Genomic DNA, 22,303 nt, shown 5'->3' with positions numbered 1-22,303 from the left:
TCCGCCCATTTCTTAGCAATACATAAATGAGAACTTTTAGAATTTCAGCGCTTCTGCTTACGGCTGGCTTAGTGGTAGCCTCCGGATGTAAAGACGATCTGCTAGATAAAGTAGAGCCAAATGCACCTTCCACGGCTATTTTCTGGAAAACTCAGGATGATGCCATAAAAGGCGTCACAGCAGCGTATTCCGGTCTGCAGTTTGATGCCACTTACAGTTTAATGTGGCATTTCGCTACCGTAGCGCGGTCTGACGAAGCGTATAGCATTAGCCCATATGCCGAGCTAGCAAGCTATACGCGTTTCATTCAAACCAATACCATGTTTGAATACACATTCAACATGTGGTATGATTTTCACCGGACAATCTTCCGTTGCAACCAAGTAATTGCCTACGTACCGACCATCAACATGGATGAGACGTTGCGCAAGCGCGTGGTGGCCGAGGCTCGATTCATTCGCGCTCAGATTTATTATGATCTAAGCTTACTTTATGGCAATCTGCCTCTGGCTCTGGTGCCTTCTGAGCCTAACTTGCGTTTCCCGCAGGTCGGGCCGCTTGAAGTGCAAGCACAGGTAATACTGGATTTACAGGCAGCTAAAGCAGATTTGCCACTCACGTACGATGCTAACAATAAGGGGCGTGTTACCCGCGGGGCTGCTACCGCTCTGCTGGGTAAGGTGTTCTTACAACAGCGGCGCTGGGCAGAAGCTTCAACTCAGTTTGCTGAAATCGTTCGGGACAATCAGTACTCGTTAGTGCCCAACTATGTTGATAACTTCACAGCCGAAAACGAAAACAACAGCGAATCGGTATTCGAAGTGCAGTTTTCAGGAATAAACACCAACAACGACGGTGGGCAGGATAACACGCAGGCTTCAGAGGGCAATCGGCGAGCACAGTGGTGGGCACCTCCCGGCGTAGGCTTTTCGGACGTGCAGCCGCACCGCTGGGTATATAACGAATACAACGACCGAACTACCACGGGTCAGCCGGATCCACGGCGTGAAATCACGCTATTCAATCCACTTACCCCCGTATATGGTCAGCCATTTGGCGCGGGTGGCCGCAATTTGAACCCCACTGCCTTGTGGTGGCGCAAATATGCGAACGACCGGACTCGGACTTTTGAAAACTGGCATTCGCCTATCAACATCCGCCTGATACGTTATGCTGACGTGTTACTTATGTATGCCGAGGCGCTTAACGAGCAGGGTCAGACAGCCGCAGCCGTGCCATTCATCAACCAGGTGCGTACACGAGCAACTCTTACCCCACTGGTGGCTGGCGCATTCACTCAAGCTACGCTCAAAACGCAACTGCGGCATGAGCGTGTAACTGAATTGGCTGGCGAGGGGCACCGTTGGGCTGACCTCTTGCGCTACGGTTTACTGGACAATCAAACCGGAATTGATGAGCTTAAAACGCGTGACCCTGATTTCAATAATTTCGATTTAAGAGAAGGCAAATCCAAGCTCTTACCTATTCCGCTTCGGGACCTGCAAACTGATCCTAATCTGAGACAGAATCCTGGTTACTAAGCAGTAGTTGGTTTGCTGATAGATGAAAGGACAGCCGCTCCGGGCCGCAAGCCGGAGCGGCTGTCCTGTCTTAGCACTTTCTAAGTGTGCTGGTGCTTCCGCAATTCCTTATCCATGAACAAGAATATTTCCTCTACCTATCCCATACTACTACTCTGCTTGCTGTTGAGTGAAACGGCGTGCAAAAAAACTAAAACCGCCCCCTTTATACCTCCAGTCGTTCCGCCAACTACTACGGCTACCTCATTTCAGAATCCGTTGCTCGCTTCCGGTCCTGACCCTTGGGTGTACCAGAAGGATGGCTTCTACTATTACATGCACACGCTCAACAACCGGTTAGCCGTTTGGAAGACCGCAAAAATGTCGGATCTGGGTACAGCTGCTACGACAGTAGTATGGACGCCACCCGCTGTTGGACCGGCTTCCGGTAACCTTTGGGCACCGGAACTACACTACTTCGATGGCAAGTGGTACATCTACTACACGGCCGGACCTAATGGAACGGATTTAGGCCAACAGCGAACCTGGGTGCTCGAAAACGCGGCCGCCGACCCTACCACCGGCACTTGGACTGATAAAGGGCGACTATACAACCCAGGGGCCGACTTCTGGGCCATCGACGGAACGGTGCTCGAGCAAAATGGCAACCGTTACTTTATCTGGTCAGGTCACGACGGAATAGATGCCGTACAGCGACTCTACATTTCACGCATGAGCAACCCCTGGACGCTGACCGGTTCGCGCGTGGAATTGTCGCACCCCGAATATGCCTGGGAAAACGTTGGGCCGCCTTATGTTAATGAGGGGCCGGAAATAATCAAGCACGGCACTAAAACTTGCCTGATATATTCGGCCAGCTTCTGTGGCACCGACCAGTATGCGTTGGGAATGCTCACTGCAACTACTACTGCCGACCCCATGCTGGCCACGTCCTGGATTAAGGCGGCACAGCCAGTTTTCTCGCAAAACCCCGCCAACCGGGCCTACGCCACGGGGCATAATTCTTTTTTCAAGTCCAGAGACGGGCAAGAAGACTGGATTATCTACCATGCCAATGCGAACCCCAACGAGGGGTGCCTGGACCGCCGGAATCCGCGAATGCAAAAATTCAGTTGGAACCCAGATGATACGCCGAATTTCGGGGTGCCCGTGGCTATTGGGACGCCCATTTTGAAACCGGCCGGAGAATAGGCCTGTGTACCACAAACAACAAGCACTTTACTTTCAATTATATGCTGGCACTTCTTCTTTGTCAAGTTGCCCATTGTTTTAGTGCCAAGCAGCTTGCCAATGGGCAAGGCCTGGTTCGGGTGGTAATGTTGTTTGTACTGCTAGCCTACGCGGGTGGGCCGGTGCGGGCACAGCAAGGCAATATCGGGGCCCACGACCCGTCCACCATCATCAAAGACGGCAACAAGTATTGGGTGTTTTACACCGGGCAAGGCGTCCGCAGCAAGTACTCCACTGACCTTATCAACTGGACCAATTCCCAGTCGGTGTTCACTACCTTCACTCGGCCCAGTTGGATTGCCAGCAAGGTTCCGGCGTTTGTGAATGAGTATTGGGCGCCGGAGTGCATTTTCATGAACGGCAAATTTTACCTCTACTACTCGTGCTCCACGTTTGGCTCTCAACGCTCAGGCATTGGGCTGGCTACCAACGTCACACTCGACCCCGCCAATCCTAATTATAACTGGGTAGATGAGGGCGAAGTGGTTTCATCGATGCCTAACGCTAACGGTACGGCCAATAATAGTGCTCCTAATGCTATCGACCCGGCCTTGTACCGGGACGCGAACAACAATCTGTGGTTTACTTACGGCTCGTTTTATGGGGGTATTGCCGTAATGCAACTCAACCCTGCTACCGGTAAGCCTCTCAATGGAGTAAACACTCCGCAGACCATTGTGGCCAACAACCCGGCCTTTGTGAATAACAGCTATCCGGAGGCGCCCTATGTAAAGTTGTATAATGGCTTCTACTACTTGTTTATTAATCGTGGCGCTTGCTGCCAGCGAGCTAACAGCACAACTTACCGCATTCAAGTAGGTCGCTCAACGTCGCCAACCGGACCCTTCGTCGACAAAAACGGGTTGAATCTGAACAATAATGGCGGGTCACCTTTGCTTAGCACGTCGGGGCGGTACATAGGACCGGGGCACGCGGGCATTTTCGAGGAAAATGGCGTGAGCTACTTCTCGCACCACTACTACGATTACGAAGACAATGGGAATTCCAAGCTCGACATTGCCAAGCTGACCTGGGATGCAACCGGCTGGCCGGTAGTGAGCCGCGACTGGTTGGCATCGGGGCGCTATAGTATTGCCACCGCGCCAGGCATGAACAGTTTGGTTTGGCAGGCCCAGGGCTGCACTGGCGCGGCCGGCCAGCCCGTGACGCAGAGCACCCGCACCGGCGGCAGCTGCCAGGAGTGGGACGTTACCTCGCTCGGCAACGGCAACTACAAGATTGCAAGTGCCTTGGGTGGTCTGACCGTCGGGGTAGCTACTTGCTCAAGTGCCAATGGTGCGGCGTTGGAATTAGGCACTTACACCAACCTAAGCTGCCAGCAATTCCACTTAAACCAAGCCAGCGACGGAAGTTTAGTGTTTGCCTCTGTGAATGGTAATCGGGTGGTGGAAGTACCGTTTGCTTCCTCTAACCCCGGCACTCAGTTGGCACTCTACGATTACAACGGCTGCTTATGCCAGCACTGGTATCCAACCTTCCTGGCACCACTAGCCACTGCCTCCAGTCGTAAGCTGGCCAATGTTAGCATCTATCCAGTGCCGGCCGAGCGAGGCAGCTTCACAGTGGACCTGGGTAGCCGGAGTACGGCCGACGCTGCGGCCGTGGTGGTATACAACGTGCAGGGCCGGGTGGTATACCGTGAGGCGTTCAAGGCCCACCAAGTGAAACTGGCGGTGGAGGCAGGCTTGCAACCGGGTATCTACCAAGTGCAGGTACGACAGGGTAATGCTTCATTCACGCAGAAAGTGAGCGTGTTGTAGCATGTAGTCAGGCTCGGCAACTAAAGTTTTAAAGCGGACTCCTGGATAGAACAAGCAGGAATCAGTAGCGTGAACTTTATAGTTTACCCGGACTTGGAAACCGTTTCAACTTACAGTTACCTGTAAGAAATATCAGCTACCCACTGGATCATGAATCAGCAAGAAGGAAATAGGCTCTGGCAGGAAGTTTCTGCTTGCTGAGTTAGCCAAGCCCACTTTCATAAACGCACAAACGATTGTGCGCTTACCGGGGAATTTCTACTTTACAGGCAAATTTCTTAATTAAGCTGCAGTGCAAGTAGATTTTATCTGCTAACTAATTGCATAATGCTTTCAATTACAAACAAGTATCCCTTGTTTGCCGTCACAACGGTCAGTAGTCAAAATGCTTCAGGCTGGCTGTTTTAAACCTACTTTTCATCCACCACACTTCTTAAACTCCCGCTTTCTACCTTGCCCATGACAAATTTCAACCGTGCCGGTATGCTTGCTGGCAGTATTGCCGCCGGGTTGGCGTTGGCCGCCTGCAATCAGCAACCCGCCACCCAAACGGAAGGTAAAAGTGGAGCGAATGCCACCGATTCAACTCAAACTGCCGCTGCTGCTATGCCTACTACCACTGCCTTTGGCAAAACCACTGCTGGCGCTGAAGCGCAACTCTACACGCTCACCAACGCCCATGGCGTACGCGCCACCATCAGCAACTTTGGGGGCACGCTCATTAGCCTCATGGTGCCTGATAAGGCCGGCAAGATGGGCGACGTTATTCTGGGTTTCGATGAGGTGAGCGGCTATCAGAGCCCCGAGTTTCGCAAGTCGAACCCGTATTTTGGGGCGCTGATTGGGCGCTATGGCAACCGTATCAAGGGCGGCAAGTTCACGTTGGATGGCAAGGAATACACGCTGGCTAAAAACAACGGCCCGAACTCGTTGCACGGCGGCAAGGTGGGTTTCAACCAAGTGATGTGGCAGGCCGAGCCCGGCACCTCGCCTGACGGACAGACGCTGAAGCTGACTTATAACAGCAAAGACGGCGAAGAAGGCTACCCCGGCAACCTAGCCGTGACAGTGGTCTACACGCTCACCAACGATGACGCCCTGCGTCTCGACTACACGGCTACTACCGACAAGGCGACGCCCGTCAACCTCACCAACCACGCCTATTTCAACCTCAACCATGGCGCGGGCAAAGACATTTTGGGCCACGAAGTAACGCTGCCCGCCGACCGCTACACCGTAGTAGACGCCACCCTGATTCCGACCGGCGAATTGCGCCCGGTGAAAGGGACGCCCTTCGACTTCACGACGCCTCACACTATTGGCGAGCGTATCGGGCAGGTGCCCGGTGGCTACGACCACAACTGGGTGCTCAACAACCCGAGCGGCATGCACGCCGCCGCTACCGTGTATGATGCCGCCACCGGCCGCACCATGGAAGTAACCACCACCGAGCCGGGCATCCAGTTCTATACCGGCAACTTCCTCGATGGCACTTTGAAAGGCAAGGGCGGCACTGTGTATGGCAAAAACGCCGGCTTCTGCCTGGAAACGCAGCACTTCCCCGATTCGCCTAACCAGCCCAAATTCCCGAGCACCATCCTGAAGCCCGGCGACACTTTGAAGTCAACGACGATCTACAAGTTCGGCGTCCGCAAATAAGGTGAAATGGTGAGATGGTGAAATAGTGAGTTTGACGCTTTATCCGCGCACTACGCAGTTAAGGCAAGCAACCCATCAAACTCACCATTTCACTACCTCACTATTTTACTATCTCACCATTTCACCATTTCACTTTCCGTGCAAACCCCTCAAACAGCAACTTCCGACCCACAGGCGGCTTACGTCATTGGGGTCGATTATGGCACCGACTCGGTGCGCGCCTTGCTGGTAGATGCCCACACCGGAGCCGAAGTAGCACAGGCCGTGCACTACTACGCACGCTGGAAAAAGCTGGAATTCTGCAACCCTGCCCGCAACCAATTCCGCCAGCATCCTCTCGACCATATTGAAGGCTTGGAGGCTACTGTCCGCAAGGTGGTAGCGCATGTGCCAGCCAACCAAATAGTAGGCATTGCGGTAGACACCACCGGCTCTACGCCCGGCCCCGTGAACGAGCAAGGTGTGTCCCTGGCCCTCACGCCAGGCTTCGAGAACAACCCGAACGCCATGTTCGTGTTGTGGAAAGACCACACCGCCCTGGAGGAAGCTGCCGAAATCAATCAGAAGGCTCGTACCTGGGGCGGCGAAGATTTCACCAAATACGAAGGTGGTATCTATTCCTCAGAGTGGTTTTGGGCCAAGATCATGCACGTAGTGCGCGAAGACGAGGCCGTATTGAAAGCCACACACTCCTGGCTGGAACACTGCGACTGGCTGACGCTGCTGCTCACCGGCGCCGACTTGGCTACCTTCAAGCATAGCCGTTGCGCTGCTGGTCACAAGGCCATGTGGCACGAGAGTTGGGGCGGCCTGCCCTCCGAAGAATTTCTCACGCACCTGGAGCCGAAGCTGGCTGGTCTGCGCAGCCGCTTGTTCGAAGAAACCTTCACCGCCGACCAAGTGGCCGGCAACCTTTCCGCCGAATGGGCCGAGCGGCTTAACTTAACCACCAACACGGTAGTGGCCGTGGGCAGCTTTGATGCCCATGCGGGTGCGGTAGCCGGCGAGATTGAAGCGTACTCGATGGTGAAAGTAATGGGTACTTCCACCTGTGATATTGTGGTAGCGCCTACGGCCGAAGTTGGCAGCCACTTAGTAGCTGGTATTTGCGGTCAGGTCGACGGCTCGGTAATTCCGGGTATGTTGGGGCTGGAAGCCGGTCAGTCGGCCTTCGGCGACTTGCTGGCTTGGTTCCGTCAGATTGTGGAGTGGCCCTTACATAATGTATTGCCGCACTCCAAGGTGCTCAATGCCGAACTGCAAGCCGCCCTGCGCGACGAAATGAGCGACATGCTGCTGGTGGAGCTAAGTAAGGCCGCCGCCGCCGTGAACCCCGAAGAGTCGGCGGTGCTGGCGCTGGATTGGGTGAACGGGCGCCGCACGCCTGATGCCAACCAAGCGCTGAAGGGCGCCATGATGAACCTAACCATGGGGACCAACGCCCCGCAGATATTCCGGGCGCTGGTGGAGGCCATCTGCTACGGCTCCAAGCAAATTGTGGAGCGGTTCGAGTTGGAAGGCATTCCGGTGAAGCAGGTAATTGGCATCGGGGGCGTGGCGAAGAAGTCGCAGTTCGTGATGCAAACCCTGGCCGACGTGCTCAATCGCCCGATCAAGATTGCCGTTTCCGAGCAAGCGCCGGCCTTGGGTGCGGCCATGTACGCGGCGGTGGCCGCTGGCATCCACTCTGATGTGCTGACGGCACAGCGGGCTATGGGTAGCGGCTTTGCCGAAACCTACGAGCCCAACCCCGCCCGCGTGACCGACTACCAGGCCCGCTACGAGCAGTACCAGGCCTTTGGCAAATTTGTGGAAGCCGCTACTGCCAGCCAGCCCGAGAAGCCTGTTTTCGAAACCGAAACACCCGCTATTACCACCGCATGAGCAGCCAGTACAAGGACCTGAAGCAATACTGCTACGAGGCGAACATGCAGCTACCCAAGCTTGGGCTGGTGCTGTTCACCTTTGGCAACGCCAGCGTAGTAGACCGGGCCAAGGGCGTTTTCGCCATCAAGCCGAGCGGCGTGCCTTACGAGAAGCTGCGGACCGAGGACATCGTCATTGTCGACTTCGACAACAACATTGTGGAAGGGGAGAAGCGCCCGTCGTCGGATACCAAGACGCATGCGCTGCTCTTCAAGCAGTGGGAAAGCATTGGCGGCATTGTGCACACGCACTCCACCTACGCTACGGCTTGGGCCCAAACCCAAACCGATATTCCCATCCTGGGCACCACCCACGCCGACCACCTCACCACCGACGTGCCTTGCGCGCCGCCCATGGCCGACGAACTGATTCAAGGCGACTACGAGCACCAGACCGGCTGGCAGATCATCCAGGAGTTCGAGCGGCGCGGTATCTCGCCCACTGAAGTGGAGATGATACTGGTTGGCAACCACGCCCCGTTCACATGGGGCAGCACCGTGGAAAAAGCCGTTTATAACAGCGCGGTGCTGGAAGAAATAGCTCGCCTCGCCTACCTAAGCTGCACCCTACGCCCCGAAGTACCGCGCCTGAAAGACGCCCTTATCCGCAAGCACTACGAGCGCAAGCACGGCGCCAATTCCTACTACGGCCAGTAACACCAAGCTCCGGCTTGGTGAGTCGTTGAACGACCGGAGCCGCTCAACGGCGCGTTGCCTGATCTGGTAGGGGCGCGGCAGTCAGCAACGACGCACCAAGCTGGAGCTTGGTGTTACATCATCGGCAACAATGCGCGAGGCTTAAACCATTCAACAAAAAAAGCTAAAAGCCAATAGCTAACAGTTAAAAATCATGATTGACATTTCCCAATACGAAGCCTGGTTTATCACGGGCAGCCAGCACCTCTACGGCCCTGAAACGCTGGAGCAGGTAGCCGCCCACTCGCAGCAAATTGCCGCCGAACTAGGCACGCAACTACTCATCAAGATTGTATACAAGCCCGTGCTGACTGGCCCGGAGGAGATTTACAAGCTGATGCAGGAAGCCAATACCACCGAAAACTGCGTGGGTCTGATTGCCTGGATGCACACCTTCTCGCCGGCCAAAATGTGGATCAACGGCCTGAAGATTCTGCAAAAGCCGCTGGCCCACCTGCACACCCAATTCAACCGCGACATTCCGTGGGCGGATATCAACATGGACTTCATGAACACCAACCAATCGGCGCACGGCGACCGGGAGTTTGGCTTCATTGGGGCTCGCATGGGTATCAAGCGCAAGGTGATTGTGGGCCATTGGCAAGACAGCGCCGTGCACCAGAGCCTAAGCGTATGGGCCCGCGTGGCCTCAGCGTGGGCCGACTGGCAGGGCGCCCGCTTTATCCGCTTCGGCGACAACATGCGCTACGTAGCCGTAACCGAAGGCGACAAGGTGGAAGCGGAAATCAAATTCGGCTACTCCGTAAACACGTATGGCATCGGCGACCTGGTGGCCGTGGTGAATGCCATAACCGACGCGCAGGTGGACGAGCTACTAGCCACCTACGAGCAGGAGTACGAGCTGGCCGACACGCTGAAGGACGGCGGCAGCCAGCGCGAGGCGTTGCGCGACGCGGCCCGCATCGAGGCTGGTTTGCGCAAGTTCTTGCAGGACACCAAGGCCAAAGGTTTCACCGATACCTTCGAGGACTTGCACGGCATGGTGCAGCTGCCCGGTATTGCCACGCAGCGCCTGATGGCCGAGGGCTACGGCTTTGGGGGTGAAGGCGACTGGAAAACGTCGGCGCTGGTGCGGGCTATGAAGGTGATGGGAGCGGGGCTGCCCGGCGGCAACTCGTTTATGGAAGACTACACCTACCATTTCGCGCCCAACAACAACCAAGTGCTCGGCTCGCACATGTTGGAAATCTGCCCTACCATTGCTGAGGGCAAGGTGCGCGCCGAGATTCACCCGCTCGGCATTGGGGGCAAAGCTGACCCGGTGCGTTTGGTATTTAACTGCCCGGCTGGCGAAGGCCTCAATGCCACCATCATAGACATGGGCAATCGGTTCCGCATGATAGTAAATGAAGTAGTGGCCGTGGCTCCCGAGCAAGATTTGCCAAACCTGCCCGTAGCCCGTGTGCTCTGGAAGGTGAAGCCCGATCTGGCTACCGGCGCTGCTGCCTGGATTCTGGCGGGTGGCGCCCACCACACGGGTTTCAGCCAGAATCTCACGGCCGAATACCTGGAGGATTTCGCTGAAATGGCTGGCATCGAATACGTTATCATCGACGCCGATACCAAGCTGCGCACTTTCAAAAACGAGCTGCGCTACAACGAGGTAGCCTTCGGTGGCCGCTAGTTGAAGCCGGTTATAGCTGAGTAGTTATCGAAAAATTCAAAAGAATATCCTCCCTATAAGTTTAAAAACGGGGAGGGTATTCATTTTGTCTTAGAAATTCTCACTAAAATTAAGCTCTCATTCTCTCTTAACCTCCCACATTCCCTGAATCCAACTCATGCGTAACAATCTTACCACGCTTGACATTCTTGTCTTCCTGTTCTACCTCGTGGGGGTTTCCGCCTACGGGTACTACGTCTACAAGAGTAAGCAAAAGGCCGAGCAGAGCACCAAGGACTACTTTTTGGCGGAAGGCTCTCTAACCTGGTGGGCCATTGGCGCCTCCATGATTGCCTCCAACATCTCGGCCGAGCAGTTCATTGGCATGTCGGGTTCGGGCTTCAACGTGGGCGTGGCCGTGGCGGCGTATGAGTGGGTGGCGGCTATTGTTCTCATCATTGTGGCGGTGTTTTTCATGCCGATTTACTTGAAAGAGAAAATCTTCACGATGCCGCAGTTTCTGGAGCAGCGCTACAACACCACGCTGAGTTTGATTATGAGTATCTTCTGGCTGTTCCTCTACATTCTGGTTAATCTGACGTCCATCCTCTACCTAGGGGCGCTGGCCATCAGCAACCTGATTGGGGGCGGCAGCTTCCACCTGATTATGGTAGCGCTGGCCGTGTTTGCCTTGCTCATTTCGTTGGGCGGTATGAAAGTGGTAGGCTACACCGACGTAATTCAGGTAGTGGTGCTGGTAATTGGTGGTTTGGTGACCACCTACATTGCGCTGGACGTGGTAAGCACCAAGTTTGGCTTGGGTGGCGGCGCCATTTCGGGCTTCAAGGCCCTGATTGACAATGCCGGTGACCACTTCAAGATGATTTTCCCCAAACCGGGACCGAATACGCCGCAGGAGGACATAAATAAGTATATAGCTCTGCCTGGCATTGCTATGTACTTCGCCGGCCAATGGATTGTGAACCTGAACTATTGGGGTTGCAACCAGTACATCACGCAACGCGCCCTCGGTGCTGACCTGCACACTGCCCGCACTGGTATCTTGTTTGCCGGCATGTTGAAGCTGATGATGCCGGTAATTGTAATGCTCCCTGGTATTGCCGCTTACGTACTATTCAAGAACGGCGAACTACAGCAGGAAATGTCTTCAACTGGCGCTTTCAACTCCGACAACGCCTACTCGGCAGTACTCACCTTCTTGCCCAACGGCCTGAAAGGCCTCTCGATGGCGGCGCTGACGGCGGCCATTGTGGCTTCGCTGGCCGGTAAGGTCAACTCGATTTCCACCATCTTCACCCTCGACATCTACAAGCGCTACATCAACAAAGACGCTACCGAGAAAAAGCAGGTGTGGGTGGGCCGCTTAGCTATTTTCGCGTCCGTGATAATGGGCGTGGCCCTCACGTGGGAAGACTTGCTCGGCATTGGCGGCGAGGGTGGCTTTCAGTTCATTCAGAAGTATACAGGCTTTATCTCGCCCGGTATCCTGGCCATCTTCCTGATGGGTATGTTCTGGAAGCGCACCACCGCTACGGCCGGGGTTGTGGGCATCCTGGCGGGCTTCGTGCTGTCGGTGTTCTTCAACAACTACGCGGTGGGCGTTTTCGGCAACGAAACGCTGCTTTACACGGCATTCCCCAACGGCCATGGCGCCTATGAAATCCCGTTCCTGATTTGCATGGGCTTGTCGTTTGCCTTCACCGTCATTCTGATGGTGGCCATCAGCTTGGCTGGCCCGGCCATCAATCCCCGGTCTATCAACCTGGACCCTGGCATGTTCAAGGTCAGCGGCCAAACTATGTCGCTGATTGTTATCACGCTGTTGCTGATAACGGCGCTGTACGCTAAATTCTGGTAGAAATTCGTTGTCTGGTGAGTGGTCCTGCGAATGACCCGTTGGGTTTCGTAGGACCACTACTCGGCGCACGACTAGCCGCCAGGTCTAGCCACACGCGTAGTGGTTCTGCAAACTGTTCTGCGGAATCCAGTTTATAAAGTAATTCCCCGCTACGGCATATTTAAATTCCCGCACATGACGTCAAAACGTAGGCTTCTTAATTCACAATCGATTGTGTCCGCCATGGTGTTTCTTGGCACCGTTGCAGGAAACACCGCACTGGCGCAGGGCACTGCCGCGTCAGGCACCATCACGGTGCAAGTAAACAAGCCCGGTGCGCCCATCGCCAAGACGATGTACGGCTTGTTTTTCGAGGACATCAACTTCGCCGCCGACGGCGGTTTGTACCCGGAGCTGGTGAAAAACAAGTCGTTTGAAACCGATGACCACCTCATTGGCTGGCGCGCCATTCGGGGCGCTGCGGCCCTAGAAACCTATGTGGTTTCCAGCCAAAACCCCATCAGCGCCACCAACAACCACTTCCTGCGCATGACGGCCGCTACGGCTAGTCCGGAGGCAGGCTTCCTGAACGAAGGCTTCCGCGGCATGGGTGTGAAGCAGGGCGGCGAGTACACGTTCACGGTATATGCCCGCAAGGGACCCGGCAACGTGAGCGGCCTCAACATCACGCTAGAGCAGCAAGGCACGAGAGGAGCAGGGCCAGAGGCGCCACCTTCAGGAGCTGTGTTAGGGCAAACCAAAATCACCGGCCTCACCGGCGAATGGAAAAAATACACCGCCGTCATCAAGCCTACCACTACCGCCCCGCGGGCTCGCTTGAAAATTACGATGGAAGGTGCCGGTACGGTGGACCTCGATGTGGTGTCGCTGTTTCCGAAAGACACCTGGAAGAACCGCGAAAACGGCCTCCGCACCGACCTGGTGCAGCTGCTCAAAGACATGCAGCCCGGCTTCCTGCGCTTTCCCGGTGGCTGCATCGTGGAGGGCCGGACCTTGAAAGAACGGTACCAGTGGAAGTCAACCATTGGCGACGTGGCTAGCCGCGTACCGCTGATCAACCGCTGGAACACCGAGTTCAACCACAAGTTCACACCCGACTACTACCAGTCGTTTGGCTTGGGCTTCTTCGAGTATTTCCAGTTGTCTGAGGACATCGGAGCCGAGCCGCTGCCGATTCTCAACGTAGGCATGGCCTGTCAGTTCAACTCCGCGGAATTGGCTCCGCTCAGCGCTTCGGGGCCGAATCCGAGCAACGCGCAGGCCGTGACCGAAGAGCCGACGCTGCAAACCTTTATTCAGGACGCTCTGGATTTGATTGAGTTTGCGAACGGCCCGACTAGCAGCACATGGGGTGCCAAGCGGGCCGCAATGGGCCACCCGGCGCCGTTCAACCTGAAAAAGATTGGTATCGGCAACGAGCAGTGGGGCCCGCAGTACCTGGAGCGCTACGAGCCATTTGCCAAGGCCATCAAAACCAAGTACCCCGACATGCAAATTGTGAGCAGCGCGGGCCCGAGCCCGGACGGGCCACTGTTTGAGGCGGCTTCCAAGCGCCTAGGCGTGTTGAAAGCCGAGTTTATAGACGAGCACTACTACGCCAAGCCCGAGTGGTTCCGCCAAAACGTGGGCCGCTACGACAACTATCCGCGCACGGGTCCGAAAATCTTCGCCGGTGAGTATGCTGCCCAAAGCGTAGCCATTGCCAGCCCTGATAACAAGAACAGTTGGGACTGCGCTATTTCGGAGGCCGCCTTCATGACGGGTCTGGAGCGCAACGCCGACGTAGTACAGATGGCGTCGTACGCCCCGCTCTTCGCGCACGTAGATGCCTGGCAGTGGACGCCCGACATGATTTGGTTTGACAACCTGAAGTCGTACGGCACGCCCAACTACTACGTGCAGAAGATGTACAGCACCAACGCGGGCACGACTATGCTCCCCGTCCAAATGCCAGGCAATGCCAAGAACGGCACCGATAACCTATTCGTCAGCTCGGTGGCCGATGACAAAGCCGGCGACATCATCGTGAAGCTGGTTAACTATTCCACGGAAGCGCGGCCGGTGAAGCTAAACCTGGCCGGGGTGAAGAACATGGGCAAAACAGCCAAGGCCATTGTGTTAGCCAGCAATGATTTGCAGGCGGTGAATAGCCTGAATGAACCCATGAAGCTGGCTCCGAAGGAAGAGCAGTTCAAAGTATCATCTGCTACGGTAAGCTATACGCTGGCTCCGAATTCGTTCACGGTGCTCCGGATTCCGGGTAAGCGCTAAGCAACATAATTTTGACATTAAGCGGGGTAGCCTAGCTAGCTACTCCGCTTTTTTGTTTATTTAATTATATCAATAACCCCTTTAGCCAAAGGGGTTATTTATGACAAAGGTGCACAATCGTTTGTGTGGTATTAAATCCCCTCATTTACAGCTTATTCAGAAGCTGTAACCTTTTTTGTAGTCTAGTACACAATCGATTTCATACCTCACTACTTCCTCCCACTTCATTTTTCCACCAACCAATTCCCACATTTATGAAAGAATCTTTAACTTCTACCTATAGGCTTGCTACAGCCTTGAAAAGATGCTTTGCTGGAGTCGGTTCAGTGAGCTGCCGCACTGCAGCAATGCACTTCAGCCAGCGTTTGGGCGCGGCCGTGCTACTGGTGCTACTGACACTGCTGGCCGAACCACAGGCATACGCCTTGCAAGGCAACGACAACTGCCACGATCCGTCGAGCATCATCAAGGACGGCAACCGGTATTGGGTTTTCACGACTGGCAAGGACATTTATGCCATGTATTCCACCGACATGGTCAACTGGCAATCCGGCTCGCGCACGGTGTTTAACGGTAGCCGGCCTTCCTGGATTGCGGGGCGGGTACCTAACTTCCAGGGCGAGTATTGGGCGCCGGAATGCATTTACCGCAACGGGAAGTACTATCTGTACTACTCCTGCTCCACGTTTGGCTCTAACGTGTCGGCCATCGGCCTGGCTACCAACGTCACGCTCGACCCGGCCAACCCCAACTACAATTGGGTGGATCAGGGCGAAGTGGTATCGAGCGGCAGCGGCAGCGCCATCAACGCCATCGATCCGGCCATTGTGACGGATGCCAGCGGCGGGCTCTGGATGACCTATGGGTCGTTTTTTCAGGGTTTGGGCATCATCAAGCTGGATGGCACTACGGGCAAACGCTCCGGCACCAGCTTCAACTGGATAGCCGGTAACGGCGGCGGCAGCAGCGGCAGCGAAGCACCCTACATCGTGCGGCGCGGTTCCTACTATTACCTGTTCATCAACAAAGGCGCCTGCTGCCGGGGCTCTAGCAGCACCTACTATATTCAGGTGGGCCGCTCAACCAGCGTTACGGGCCCTTACCTAGACAAGAGTGGGGTTGATTTGTACCGCAACGGCGGCACTACCCTCATTGCTACTTCCGGCAACTACGTGGGGCCGGGTCACGCGGGGCTGTTCGTAGAAAATGGCGCCAATTACTTCACCCACCACTACTATGATTCCAACCAAAACGGTCGGGCTCGCCTCTCGGTAAGCAACCTGGGCTGGGACGGCGCCAACTGGCCGTTCATTACCCGCGACTGGCTGCCAACGGGCCGCTACACGCTCACCAACGTAAGCACGGCAAAATCGTGGGATGCGTGGGGGTGCACGGGGGCACAGTTTCAAATGGTGTCGCAGGGCGACAAAACAGGCGCTAACTGCCAACAGTTCACCTTCGTGCCCGTGGGCAACGGCGAGTACCGCATCAACTCAGTGCTCGGCGCCGGATTGAGCGTGGAAGTAGCAGCCAACAACCCCAACAACGGCGGTAAGCTGCAACTCAACAATTACACCGGCGGGGCCAGTCAGAAATTCAAAATCGAGCGAACCAACACCGGCAGCTATGTGCTGTCGTCGGTGAATGGCAACCGGGTGGTAGAGGTGCCGGGCTGCTCGGCTACGGCGGGCACACAGCTCGCGCTCTACGATTACCTGGCCAACAACTGCCAGCGGTGGACTATTGCGCCGGCCGCGGCCGCTCGTACGGCCCTGGCTACGACTAGCGCCTCATCCAGTCAAATCAGCGTGTACCCCAACCCAACGTCCGGCGGGCAGTTCACGGTAGCGTTAGGAGAAGTAGCTTCCAGCGGCGACGTAACGGTGACACTTACCGATGCCGTCGGCCGGCAGGTCTACAAACGGACGTATGCTCGTCAGCGCGAGTTGCCAGTGGAAACGGGTTTACCAGCAGGACTGTACATGGTGCGGATAAGCAGCGCGCAAGGGATATTTACGCAGAAAGTAGATTTCCACTAAAGGACTGCCTACCATAAGAACGTCATGCTGAGCATATGGCGTCCGCGAAGCCGGAGCATCTGGCGTGCTGATGTTGCAATGGTATTGTCAGGCTGAGCGAAGCCGGAGGCGTAGTCGAAGCATCTCGCTAGAATGGTAAATTTAGTTACTACTTCTGCATCAGCACGCGAGATGCTTCGACTACGCCTCCGGCTTCGCTCAGCATGACGTTCTTTATTACATTGCTGAAAACCTGTTGCTTATGAATCTTTTGCACAAGTCGGTAGTGTCGGCTGCGCTGTTAGGCACTGCGGCTGCACCGGCCATGGCCCAAACCAAAACCGCCGCTAAAACCGACTTTCACCAGTGGGCTGCCACGCCGCCTATGGGTTGGAACAGTTGGGACTGCTACGGCCCTACCGTAGTGGAAGCCGAGGTGAAAGCCAATGCCGATTACATGGCTAAAAACCTGAAGAGCAGCGGTTGGGACTACGTGGTGGTGGATATTCGCTGGTACGTAGGCAACGACACCGCACACGGCTACAACGAGAAAGATCCGGATTTCAATATCGACCAGTATGGGCGCTTTACTCCGGCGCCAAACCGGTTTCCTTCGGCCGCCGGGGGCAAAGGCTTCAAACCGCTGGCCGACTACCTGCACGCCAAGGGCCTGAAGTTCGGGATTCACATTATGCGCGGGGTGCCGGTAGTGGCCGTGAACCGCAAGCTGCCCATCCTCGGCAGCAAAGCCACGGCCGCCGATATCTACACCAAAGAAGGGCAGGGGACCTGGCTGCGCGACATGTACACGGTGGTGGCCGGCAAGCCGGGCGCGCAGGAGTACTACAACTCGTTGTTCAAGCTCTACGCCTCGTGGGGCGTGGATTTCGTGAAAGTCGATGATTTGTCGTCGCCGTACCACGCGCCGGAAGTGGAAATGATTCGGAAGGCCATCGACTTGTCGGGGCGCCGGATTGTGCTGAGTACCTCGCCCGGTGAAACGCCGATTGCCAATGCCAAGCACGTGCAAGCCAACACCAACATGTGGCGCACCGTCGGCGACTTTTGGGACAGTTGGGAGCAGCTGAAAGAGCACTTCGAGGTGTGCAACCGGTGGTCGCCGTATAGTATGACGGGGGCGTGGCCTGATGCCGATATGCTGCCCATGGGCCGGCTTGGCATCCGGGCCGAGCGCGGCGACGACCGGATGACGCGCTTCACCCACGACGAGCAGTACACCCTGATGTCGTTGTGGTCTATCTTCCGTTCGCCGTTGATGTTCGGCGGCGACTTGCCGAGTAACGATGCTTTCACTCTCTCGTTGCTGACCAACAAAGAAGTGCTGGCCATGCACAGCAGCAGCACCAAAAACCGCCAGCTGTTCCGCAAAAACGACTTGGTAGCCTGGACCGCCGACGACCCCAAAACCGGCGACAAGTACCTGGCCGTCTTCAACGCCCAAGACCAGGAGTTGCTGCCCGAAAGTGCCGCCGCGTGGTCGAGCGGCCTGATTACCCGCCAAACGCCCAACCAAAGTAAAACCGCCGACATCGACATCACCGGCGTAACTAAGCTCTACTTAAACGTGCGCAACGGCGGCGACGACACCGGTTGGGACCACGCCGACTGGTTGGCGCCCACGCTGGTCAACGGCAGCAAAACGGTATCCTTGAGTGCTATTCCCTGGAAAGAGGCATCGGCGGGTTGGGGGAAGTCTACGGTCAACAAGAGCGTATCGGGCGGCGAGCTTTCTGTGGGTGGCAAAACCTATCCGGATGGCATCGGAACGCATTCCAACTCGCTGATCGAATACGACTTGCCCGCCGGGTACACCCGGTTCAAAACCACCGCCGGTCTTGACAAAGCCGCCGTCAACCAAAACACTGGCGGCACCATCAACTGCCTGATCTTCACGAAGAATCCCTACACACCTGCTCCGTCCGATTCGTCGCGCGTTGTGGTGCCTTTGCAGCAACTTGGCTTTTCGTCGGCCTGCACCGTGCGCAATCTGTGGACCGGCAAAACGGTAGGGGAGTTCACCGGCGAGTTTGCACCTTTCATCCGTCGGCACGGCGCCGGCCTATACCGGATATCGGCTAAGAAGTAGGTGCGGTTAGGTTGTTCACGCGGAGCCTCCCCCCTAGCCCCCTTCCTCGCTTGATGCGCGACATTGTTGAAAGGGGGAACTAGTTCTAAACAGTAGATTCCTAGTTAGATAGCCAGACTAGCTCTTCTAAAGCTAGTTAGGGGGCTAGGGGGTGAGGCTCTGCGTGAACGGCGAAGCAGACTACAGCATTAGGAAGTAAGTGCAGTATAAGTTTTAGCTTGTACCGTTAGAACACTGCGTCTTCAGCGTAACCCTCTGCGCCCTCTGCGGGCTAAAAATGTAAGAACAACCCCCGGCCCCAAGAACTATGCTACATTCCAAATTCCTGCTTGCGGCATTAGCCGGTACGCTAACCACCGCCACCGCCCAGCAACGCACCGATTACCCGATTCAGGCAGTGAATTTCACCAAGGTGAAGCTGGCCGATAACTTCTGGCTGCCGCGCCTGAAAACCAACACTGACGTAACCATTCCCGCCTCGTTTGAGCGCTGCGAGGCCACCAACCGGGTGAAGAACTTCGAGATGGCCGCAGCCAAGTCGGGCAAGTTCGCCACCACCTTTCCCTTCGACGACACCGACATCTACAAGACCATTGAGGGTGCGTCGTATTCGTTGAGCTTGTATCCCGATAAAAAGCTGGAGAGCTATATCGATGCGCTAATTGAGAAAGTGGGCAAGGCGCAGGAGCCCGACGGCTACCTCTACACGGCCCGCACCATTGACCCGGCGCATCCGCACGCGTGGGCCGGCAACGCCCGGTGGGAAAAGGAGCGGGAGCTAAGCCACGAGCTCTACAATTCCGGCCACCTCTACGAGTCGGCAGTAGCGCACTACGAAGCCACCGGTAAGAAAAACCTGCTCAACATCGCCCTGAAGAATGCCGACTTGGTGTGCTTGGTGTTCGGCCCCGGCAAGCGCAGCGTCGCGCCCGGCCACGAGATAGTGGAAATGGGCTTGGTGAAGCTTTACCGCGTAACCGGCAAACCGGAATACCTAAGCACGGCCAAGTTCTTTCTGGAACAGCGCGGCAAGTATACCGGCTACGATCCCAAGAGCAAAGACCCGTGGAAAAATGGCTCGTACTGGCAGGACGACAAGTCGGTGTACGAGCAAAAAGAAGCGGTGGGCCACGCCGTGCGCGCCGAATACCTGTACTCGGCCATGGCCGACGTAGCCGCCCTGACCGGCGACAAACGCATGCTCGCGTCCGTGGACTCCATCTGGAACAACGTGGTGAGCAAGAAGCTCTACGTGACGGGCGGCACCGGCGCCGTGCCGGGCGGGGAGCGGTTCGGCGGCAATTACGAGCTGCCCAACACGACGGCCTACAACGAAACCTGCGCCTCGGTCGCCAACGTGTACTGGAACCAGCGCATGTTCCAGCTCCACGGCGACTCGAAGTATATCGATGTGCTGGAGAAAGTGCTCTACAACGGGCTGATTTCCGGGGTCGGGCTGGACGGTAAGTCCTTCTTCTACTCCAATGCCATGCAAATCAAGAACAGCGCCGTCTTTAAAGAATCGGAGCCGGCGCGGGCAGGGTGGTTTGAGTGTTCGTGCTGCCCCACCAATCTGGCGCGGCTCTTCCCGTCGTTGCCGGGCTATGTGTACGCGCAGAAAGACAACGACGTGTTCGTCAACCTGTTCATCAACGGCAGCACCGACCTGAACGTGCGGAAGCAGCCCGTTCGTATCACGCAGCAAAACAACTACCCCTGGAACGGCGACCTGAAGTTCACGGTAGACCCCAAAGCCGCTGCCGACTTCAACCTGCTGGTGCGCCTCCCCGGTTGGGCCCGCAACGAGGCCTTGCCATCAGACCTCTACACTTTCGCCGCACCCTCCAGCCAGCAAGTAAGCATCAAGGTAAACGGCAAGCCGCTGACTTACACCGTCAAGAATGGCTACGCCGTGCTGGCCCGCAAGTGGCGCAAAAACGATGTAGTAGAGGTGGCCCTGCCCATGGAAGTGCGCCAAGTGGTAGCCAACCCCAACGTCCGCGACGATGCCGGCAAAGTGGCCCTCCAGCGCGGCCCCCTCATGTACTGCGCCGAATGGACCGACAACGCCGGCAAAACCAGCAACATCATCGTGCCGGCCTCCACTAGCTTCACCGCCGCCTTCAAGCCCGACGTGCTCAACGGCATCATCGAGCTAACCGCCACCGTGCCCGTCGTGAAAGTGGACGCCGCCAACAACGCCATCAGCACCGTGCAGCAAACCCTAACCGCCATTCCCTACTACGCGTGGGCCAACCGCGGCAAAGGCGAAATGACCGTATGGTTTCCTTCAAAAATCACCGATGTCGACCTGCTCACGCAGAAAATTGAAGAGAAGATAGTAGCGAAGTAGTGGTTTCCTAAGCTGTCAGTGCTAAGCTTAGAAGCCTAAAGAGCTAGTTTCCCAACTCAGCTGAGCAGGGGCTAAAGATGGTTGATAATAGCTGACGACTTGCGTCTGTTATGCTGTGACGAGAGGAAGAATTTCTACCGCTTCGTTAGCCGGTTGTAGAGACGCGACACTTCGCGTCTCGGCGTTGCTGACGTTGTTAAGGATGCACAGCTCCGCTCGTTCAACGACGAGACGCGAAGTGTCGCGTCTCTACATCGTTCTGATGTCACTAAGCCCAATACTTGTTGTTGTCAGCATGATATCTCAAATACTTCTAACCAGTTCTTAGTTTACACAATAGTCAACGCAATACCTTTTTCCTCTAGTCGCTTGGCGTCCTGTGCGGAAATGCCTTGGTCGGTGATGATGCGGTGGACTTGGTCGAGGCCGCAGATACGGCCGAAGCCGCGCTTGCCGAATTTCGAGGAGTCGGCTAACACAATGGTTTCTTGGGCGGCGCGCAGCATGGCTTGGTTGAGGTGAGCCTCGCCGGAGTTGGTGGTGGTAAGGCCGAAATCCAGGTCGATGCCATCGACGCCTAAGAAAAGCTTCTGGCAGGAAATATCAGCCAGCACTTGCTCGGCCTGCGGCCCGGTAACCGACGAAGAACTGTGGCGCAAATAGCCACCGAGCTGCAGTACCTCAATTTCGGGGTGGTGCAGCAGTTCCAGGCCCACATTCAGCGCCGATGTAATGACCGTGAGGGGAAGGTGAGGAGGGAGGGCGCGGGCCAAAGCCACTATCGTTGTGCCCGAGGCCATAATTACCGCTTCCTGCGCGCTGATAAGCTGCGCCGCCGCCGCCGCAATGCGAACTTTCTCGTCCACATACAGCAGTTCCTTCTCGTTGACGGGCCGGTCTTTGATGTACGGGTTTTCAAGGGACGCGCCGCCGTGAGTGCGAAAGAGAAGCTCTTTCTCTTCCAGTAGTTTCAAATCCTTCCGAATCGTAACCGCCGAAACCTTCAACTCCTCGCACAGATCGAGGACATCAACGTGCTTCTGGTCTTGCAGGCGTTGCAGGATAAGCTGGTGTCTGTGGGTGCTGGAAGGAGTCATCAAACAAAAGTATTCATTACAGTGGATTTCGCGGCAGATGACGTGTATTTGCTTATGCCGTCTGCCTAAAAGCAACTGTCCTGCAGAGGCGCAGCCGCAGCATCTCGCGTGCTGACACAGGA

13 protein-coding genes are annotated in these 22,303 nt (G+C 56.0%); 12 read left to right on the top strand and 1 reads right to left on the bottom strand.

Annotated features, from left to right (window positions below; genetic code table 11):
- Positions 1 to 26 precede the first annotated feature (26 nt).
- The 12 genes from VF639_RS11950 (at position 27) to VF639_RS11895 (ending at position 21,084) form a co-directional block, all read left to right on the top strand.
- Positions 27 to 1,541 carry a RagB/SusD family nutrient uptake outer membrane protein gene (locus VF639_RS11950; protein ID WP_331146135.1) on the top strand — a complete coding sequence of 505 codons (1,515 nt, stop codon included), beginning with the start codon at positions 27 to 29 and terminating at the stop codon, positions 1,539 to 1,541.
- Between the two features lie 114 nt (positions 1,542 to 1,655).
- A complete protein-coding gene (locus VF639_RS11945) occupies positions 1,656 to 2,732 on the top strand; it encodes a glycoside hydrolase family 43 protein (RefSeq protein WP_331146134.1) in 1,077 nt (358 codons plus the stop codon).
- A 41-nt stretch (positions 2,733 to 2,773) separates the two neighbouring features.
- Complete coding sequence (locus VF639_RS11940) at positions 2,774 to 4,552, top strand: family 43 glycosylhydrolase (protein ID WP_331146133.1); 1,779 nt, start codon at positions 2,774 to 2,776, stop codon at positions 4,550 to 4,552.
- 606 nt (positions 4,553 to 5,158) lie between these two features.
- Positions 5,159 to 6,211, top strand: a complete 1,053-nt coding sequence (locus VF639_RS11935) for an aldose epimerase family protein (RefSeq protein ID WP_331146140.1) — start codon at positions 5,159 to 5,161, stop codon at positions 6,209 to 6,211.
- Between the two features lie 138 nt (positions 6,212 to 6,349).
- A complete protein-coding gene (locus tag VF639_RS11930) occupies positions 6,350 to 8,095 on the top strand; it encodes a ribulokinase (protein WP_331146132.1) in 1,746 nt (581 codons plus the stop codon).
- Positions 8,092 to 8,793: an L-ribulose-5-phosphate 4-epimerase gene (locus tag VF639_RS11925; RefSeq protein WP_331146131.1), complete on the top strand. Its 702-nt coding sequence runs from the start codon at positions 8,092 to 8,094 to the stop codon at positions 8,791 to 8,793. The genes VF639_RS11930 and VF639_RS11925 overlap by 4 nt, the downstream gene beginning before the upstream one ends.
- 193 nt (positions 8,794 to 8,986) lie before the next feature.
- Positions 8,987 to 10,477: an L-arabinose isomerase gene (araA, locus tag VF639_RS11920; protein ID WP_331146130.1), complete on the top strand. Its 1,491-nt coding sequence runs from the start codon at positions 8,987 to 8,989 to the stop codon at positions 10,475 to 10,477.
- Between the two features lie 157 nt (positions 10,478 to 10,634).
- Positions 10,635 to 12,335 (top strand): sodium:solute symporter family transporter, encoded by a 1,701-nt coding sequence (locus tag VF639_RS11915; protein ID WP_331146129.1) that lies wholly within the window; start codon positions 10,635 to 10,637, stop codon positions 12,333 to 12,335.
- Positions 12,336 to 12,509: 174 nt separating this feature from the next.
- Complete coding sequence (locus VF639_RS11910) at positions 12,510 to 14,606, top strand: alpha-L-arabinofuranosidase C-terminal domain-containing protein (RefSeq protein ID WP_331146128.1); 2,097 nt, start codon at positions 12,510 to 12,512, stop codon at positions 14,604 to 14,606.
- 347 nt (positions 14,607 to 14,953) lie between these two features.
- Complete coding sequence (locus VF639_RS11905; protein ID WP_331146127.1) at positions 14,954 to 16,645, top strand: family 43 glycosylhydrolase; 1,692 nt, start codon at positions 14,954 to 14,956, stop codon at positions 16,643 to 16,645.
- Positions 16,646 to 16,886: 241 nt separating this feature from the next.
- On the top strand, positions 16,887 to 18,731 hold the full coding sequence (locus VF639_RS11900) for an NPCBM/NEW2 domain-containing protein (protein WP_331146126.1): 1,845 nt from the start codon (positions 16,887 to 16,889) through the stop codon (positions 18,729 to 18,731).
- Between the two features lie 307 nt (positions 18,732 to 19,038).
- Positions 19,039 to 21,084 carry a glycoside hydrolase family 127 protein gene (locus VF639_RS11895; protein ID WP_331146125.1) on the top strand — a complete coding sequence of 682 codons (2,046 nt, stop codon included), beginning with the start codon at positions 19,039 to 19,041 and terminating at the stop codon, positions 21,082 to 21,084.
- A gap of 329 nt (positions 21,085 to 21,413) precedes the next feature.
- On the opposite strand, the gene VF639_RS11890 is transcribed toward VF639_RS11895, so the two are convergent.
- A complete protein-coding gene (locus VF639_RS11890; protein ID WP_331146124.1) occupies positions 21,414 to 22,181 on the bottom strand; it encodes a DeoR/GlpR family DNA-binding transcription regulator in 768 nt (255 codons plus the stop codon).
- Positions 22,182 to 22,303 lie beyond the last annotated feature (122 nt).

Source organism: Hymenobacter sp., from assembly GCF_036387835.1.
Lineage (GTDB): Bacteria > Bacteroidota > Bacteroidia > Cytophagales > Hymenobacteraceae > Hymenobacter.
Note: the sequence above shows the minus strand (reverse complement) of the source record. Positions and strands in the feature narration are given on the sequence as shown.

Bases quoted from the DNA above. Each gene is read 5' to 3' on its own strand.
- VF639_RS11895 (WP_331146125.1), top strand. From the start codon at position 19,039: ATGCTACATTCCAAATTCCTGCTTGCGGCATTAGCCGGTACGCTAACC.
- VF639_RS11890 (WP_331146124.1), bottom strand. From the start codon at position 22,181: ATGACTCCTTCCAGCACCCACAGACACCAGCTTATCCTGCAACGCCTG.
- VF639_RS11910 (WP_331146128.1), top strand. From the start codon at position 12,510: ATGACGTCAAAACGTAGGCTTCTTAATTCACAATCGATTGTGTCCGCC.
- VF639_RS11940 (WP_331146133.1), top strand. From the start codon at position 2,774: ATGCTGGCACTTCTTCTTTGTCAAGTTGCCCATTGTTTTAGTGCCAAG.
- VF639_RS11905 (WP_331146127.1), top strand. From the start codon at position 14,954: ATGCACTTCAGCCAGCGTTTGGGCGCGGCCGTGCTACTGGTGCTACTG.
- VF639_RS11915 (WP_331146129.1), top strand. From the start codon at position 10,635: ATGCGTAACAATCTTACCACGCTTGACATTCTTGTCTTCCTGTTCTAC.
- araA (WP_331146130.1), top strand. From the start codon at position 8,987: ATGATTGACATTTCCCAATACGAAGCCTGGTTTATCACGGGCAGCCAG.
- VF639_RS11935 (WP_331146140.1), top strand. From the start codon at position 5,159: ATGCCTACTACCACTGCCTTTGGCAAAACCACTGCTGGCGCTGAAGCG.
- VF639_RS11950 (WP_331146135.1), top strand. From the start codon at position 27: ATGAGAACTTTTAGAATTTCAGCGCTTCTGCTTACGGCTGGCTTAGTG.
- VF639_RS11900 (WP_331146126.1), top strand. From the start codon at position 16,887: ATGAATCTTTTGCACAAGTCGGTAGTGTCGGCTGCGCTGTTAGGCACT.
- VF639_RS11945 (WP_331146134.1), top strand. From the start codon at position 1,656: ATGAACAAGAATATTTCCTCTACCTATCCCATACTACTACTCTGCTTG.
- VF639_RS11925 (WP_331146131.1), top strand. From the start codon at position 8,092: ATGAGCAGCCAGTACAAGGACCTGAAGCAATACTGCTACGAGGCGAAC.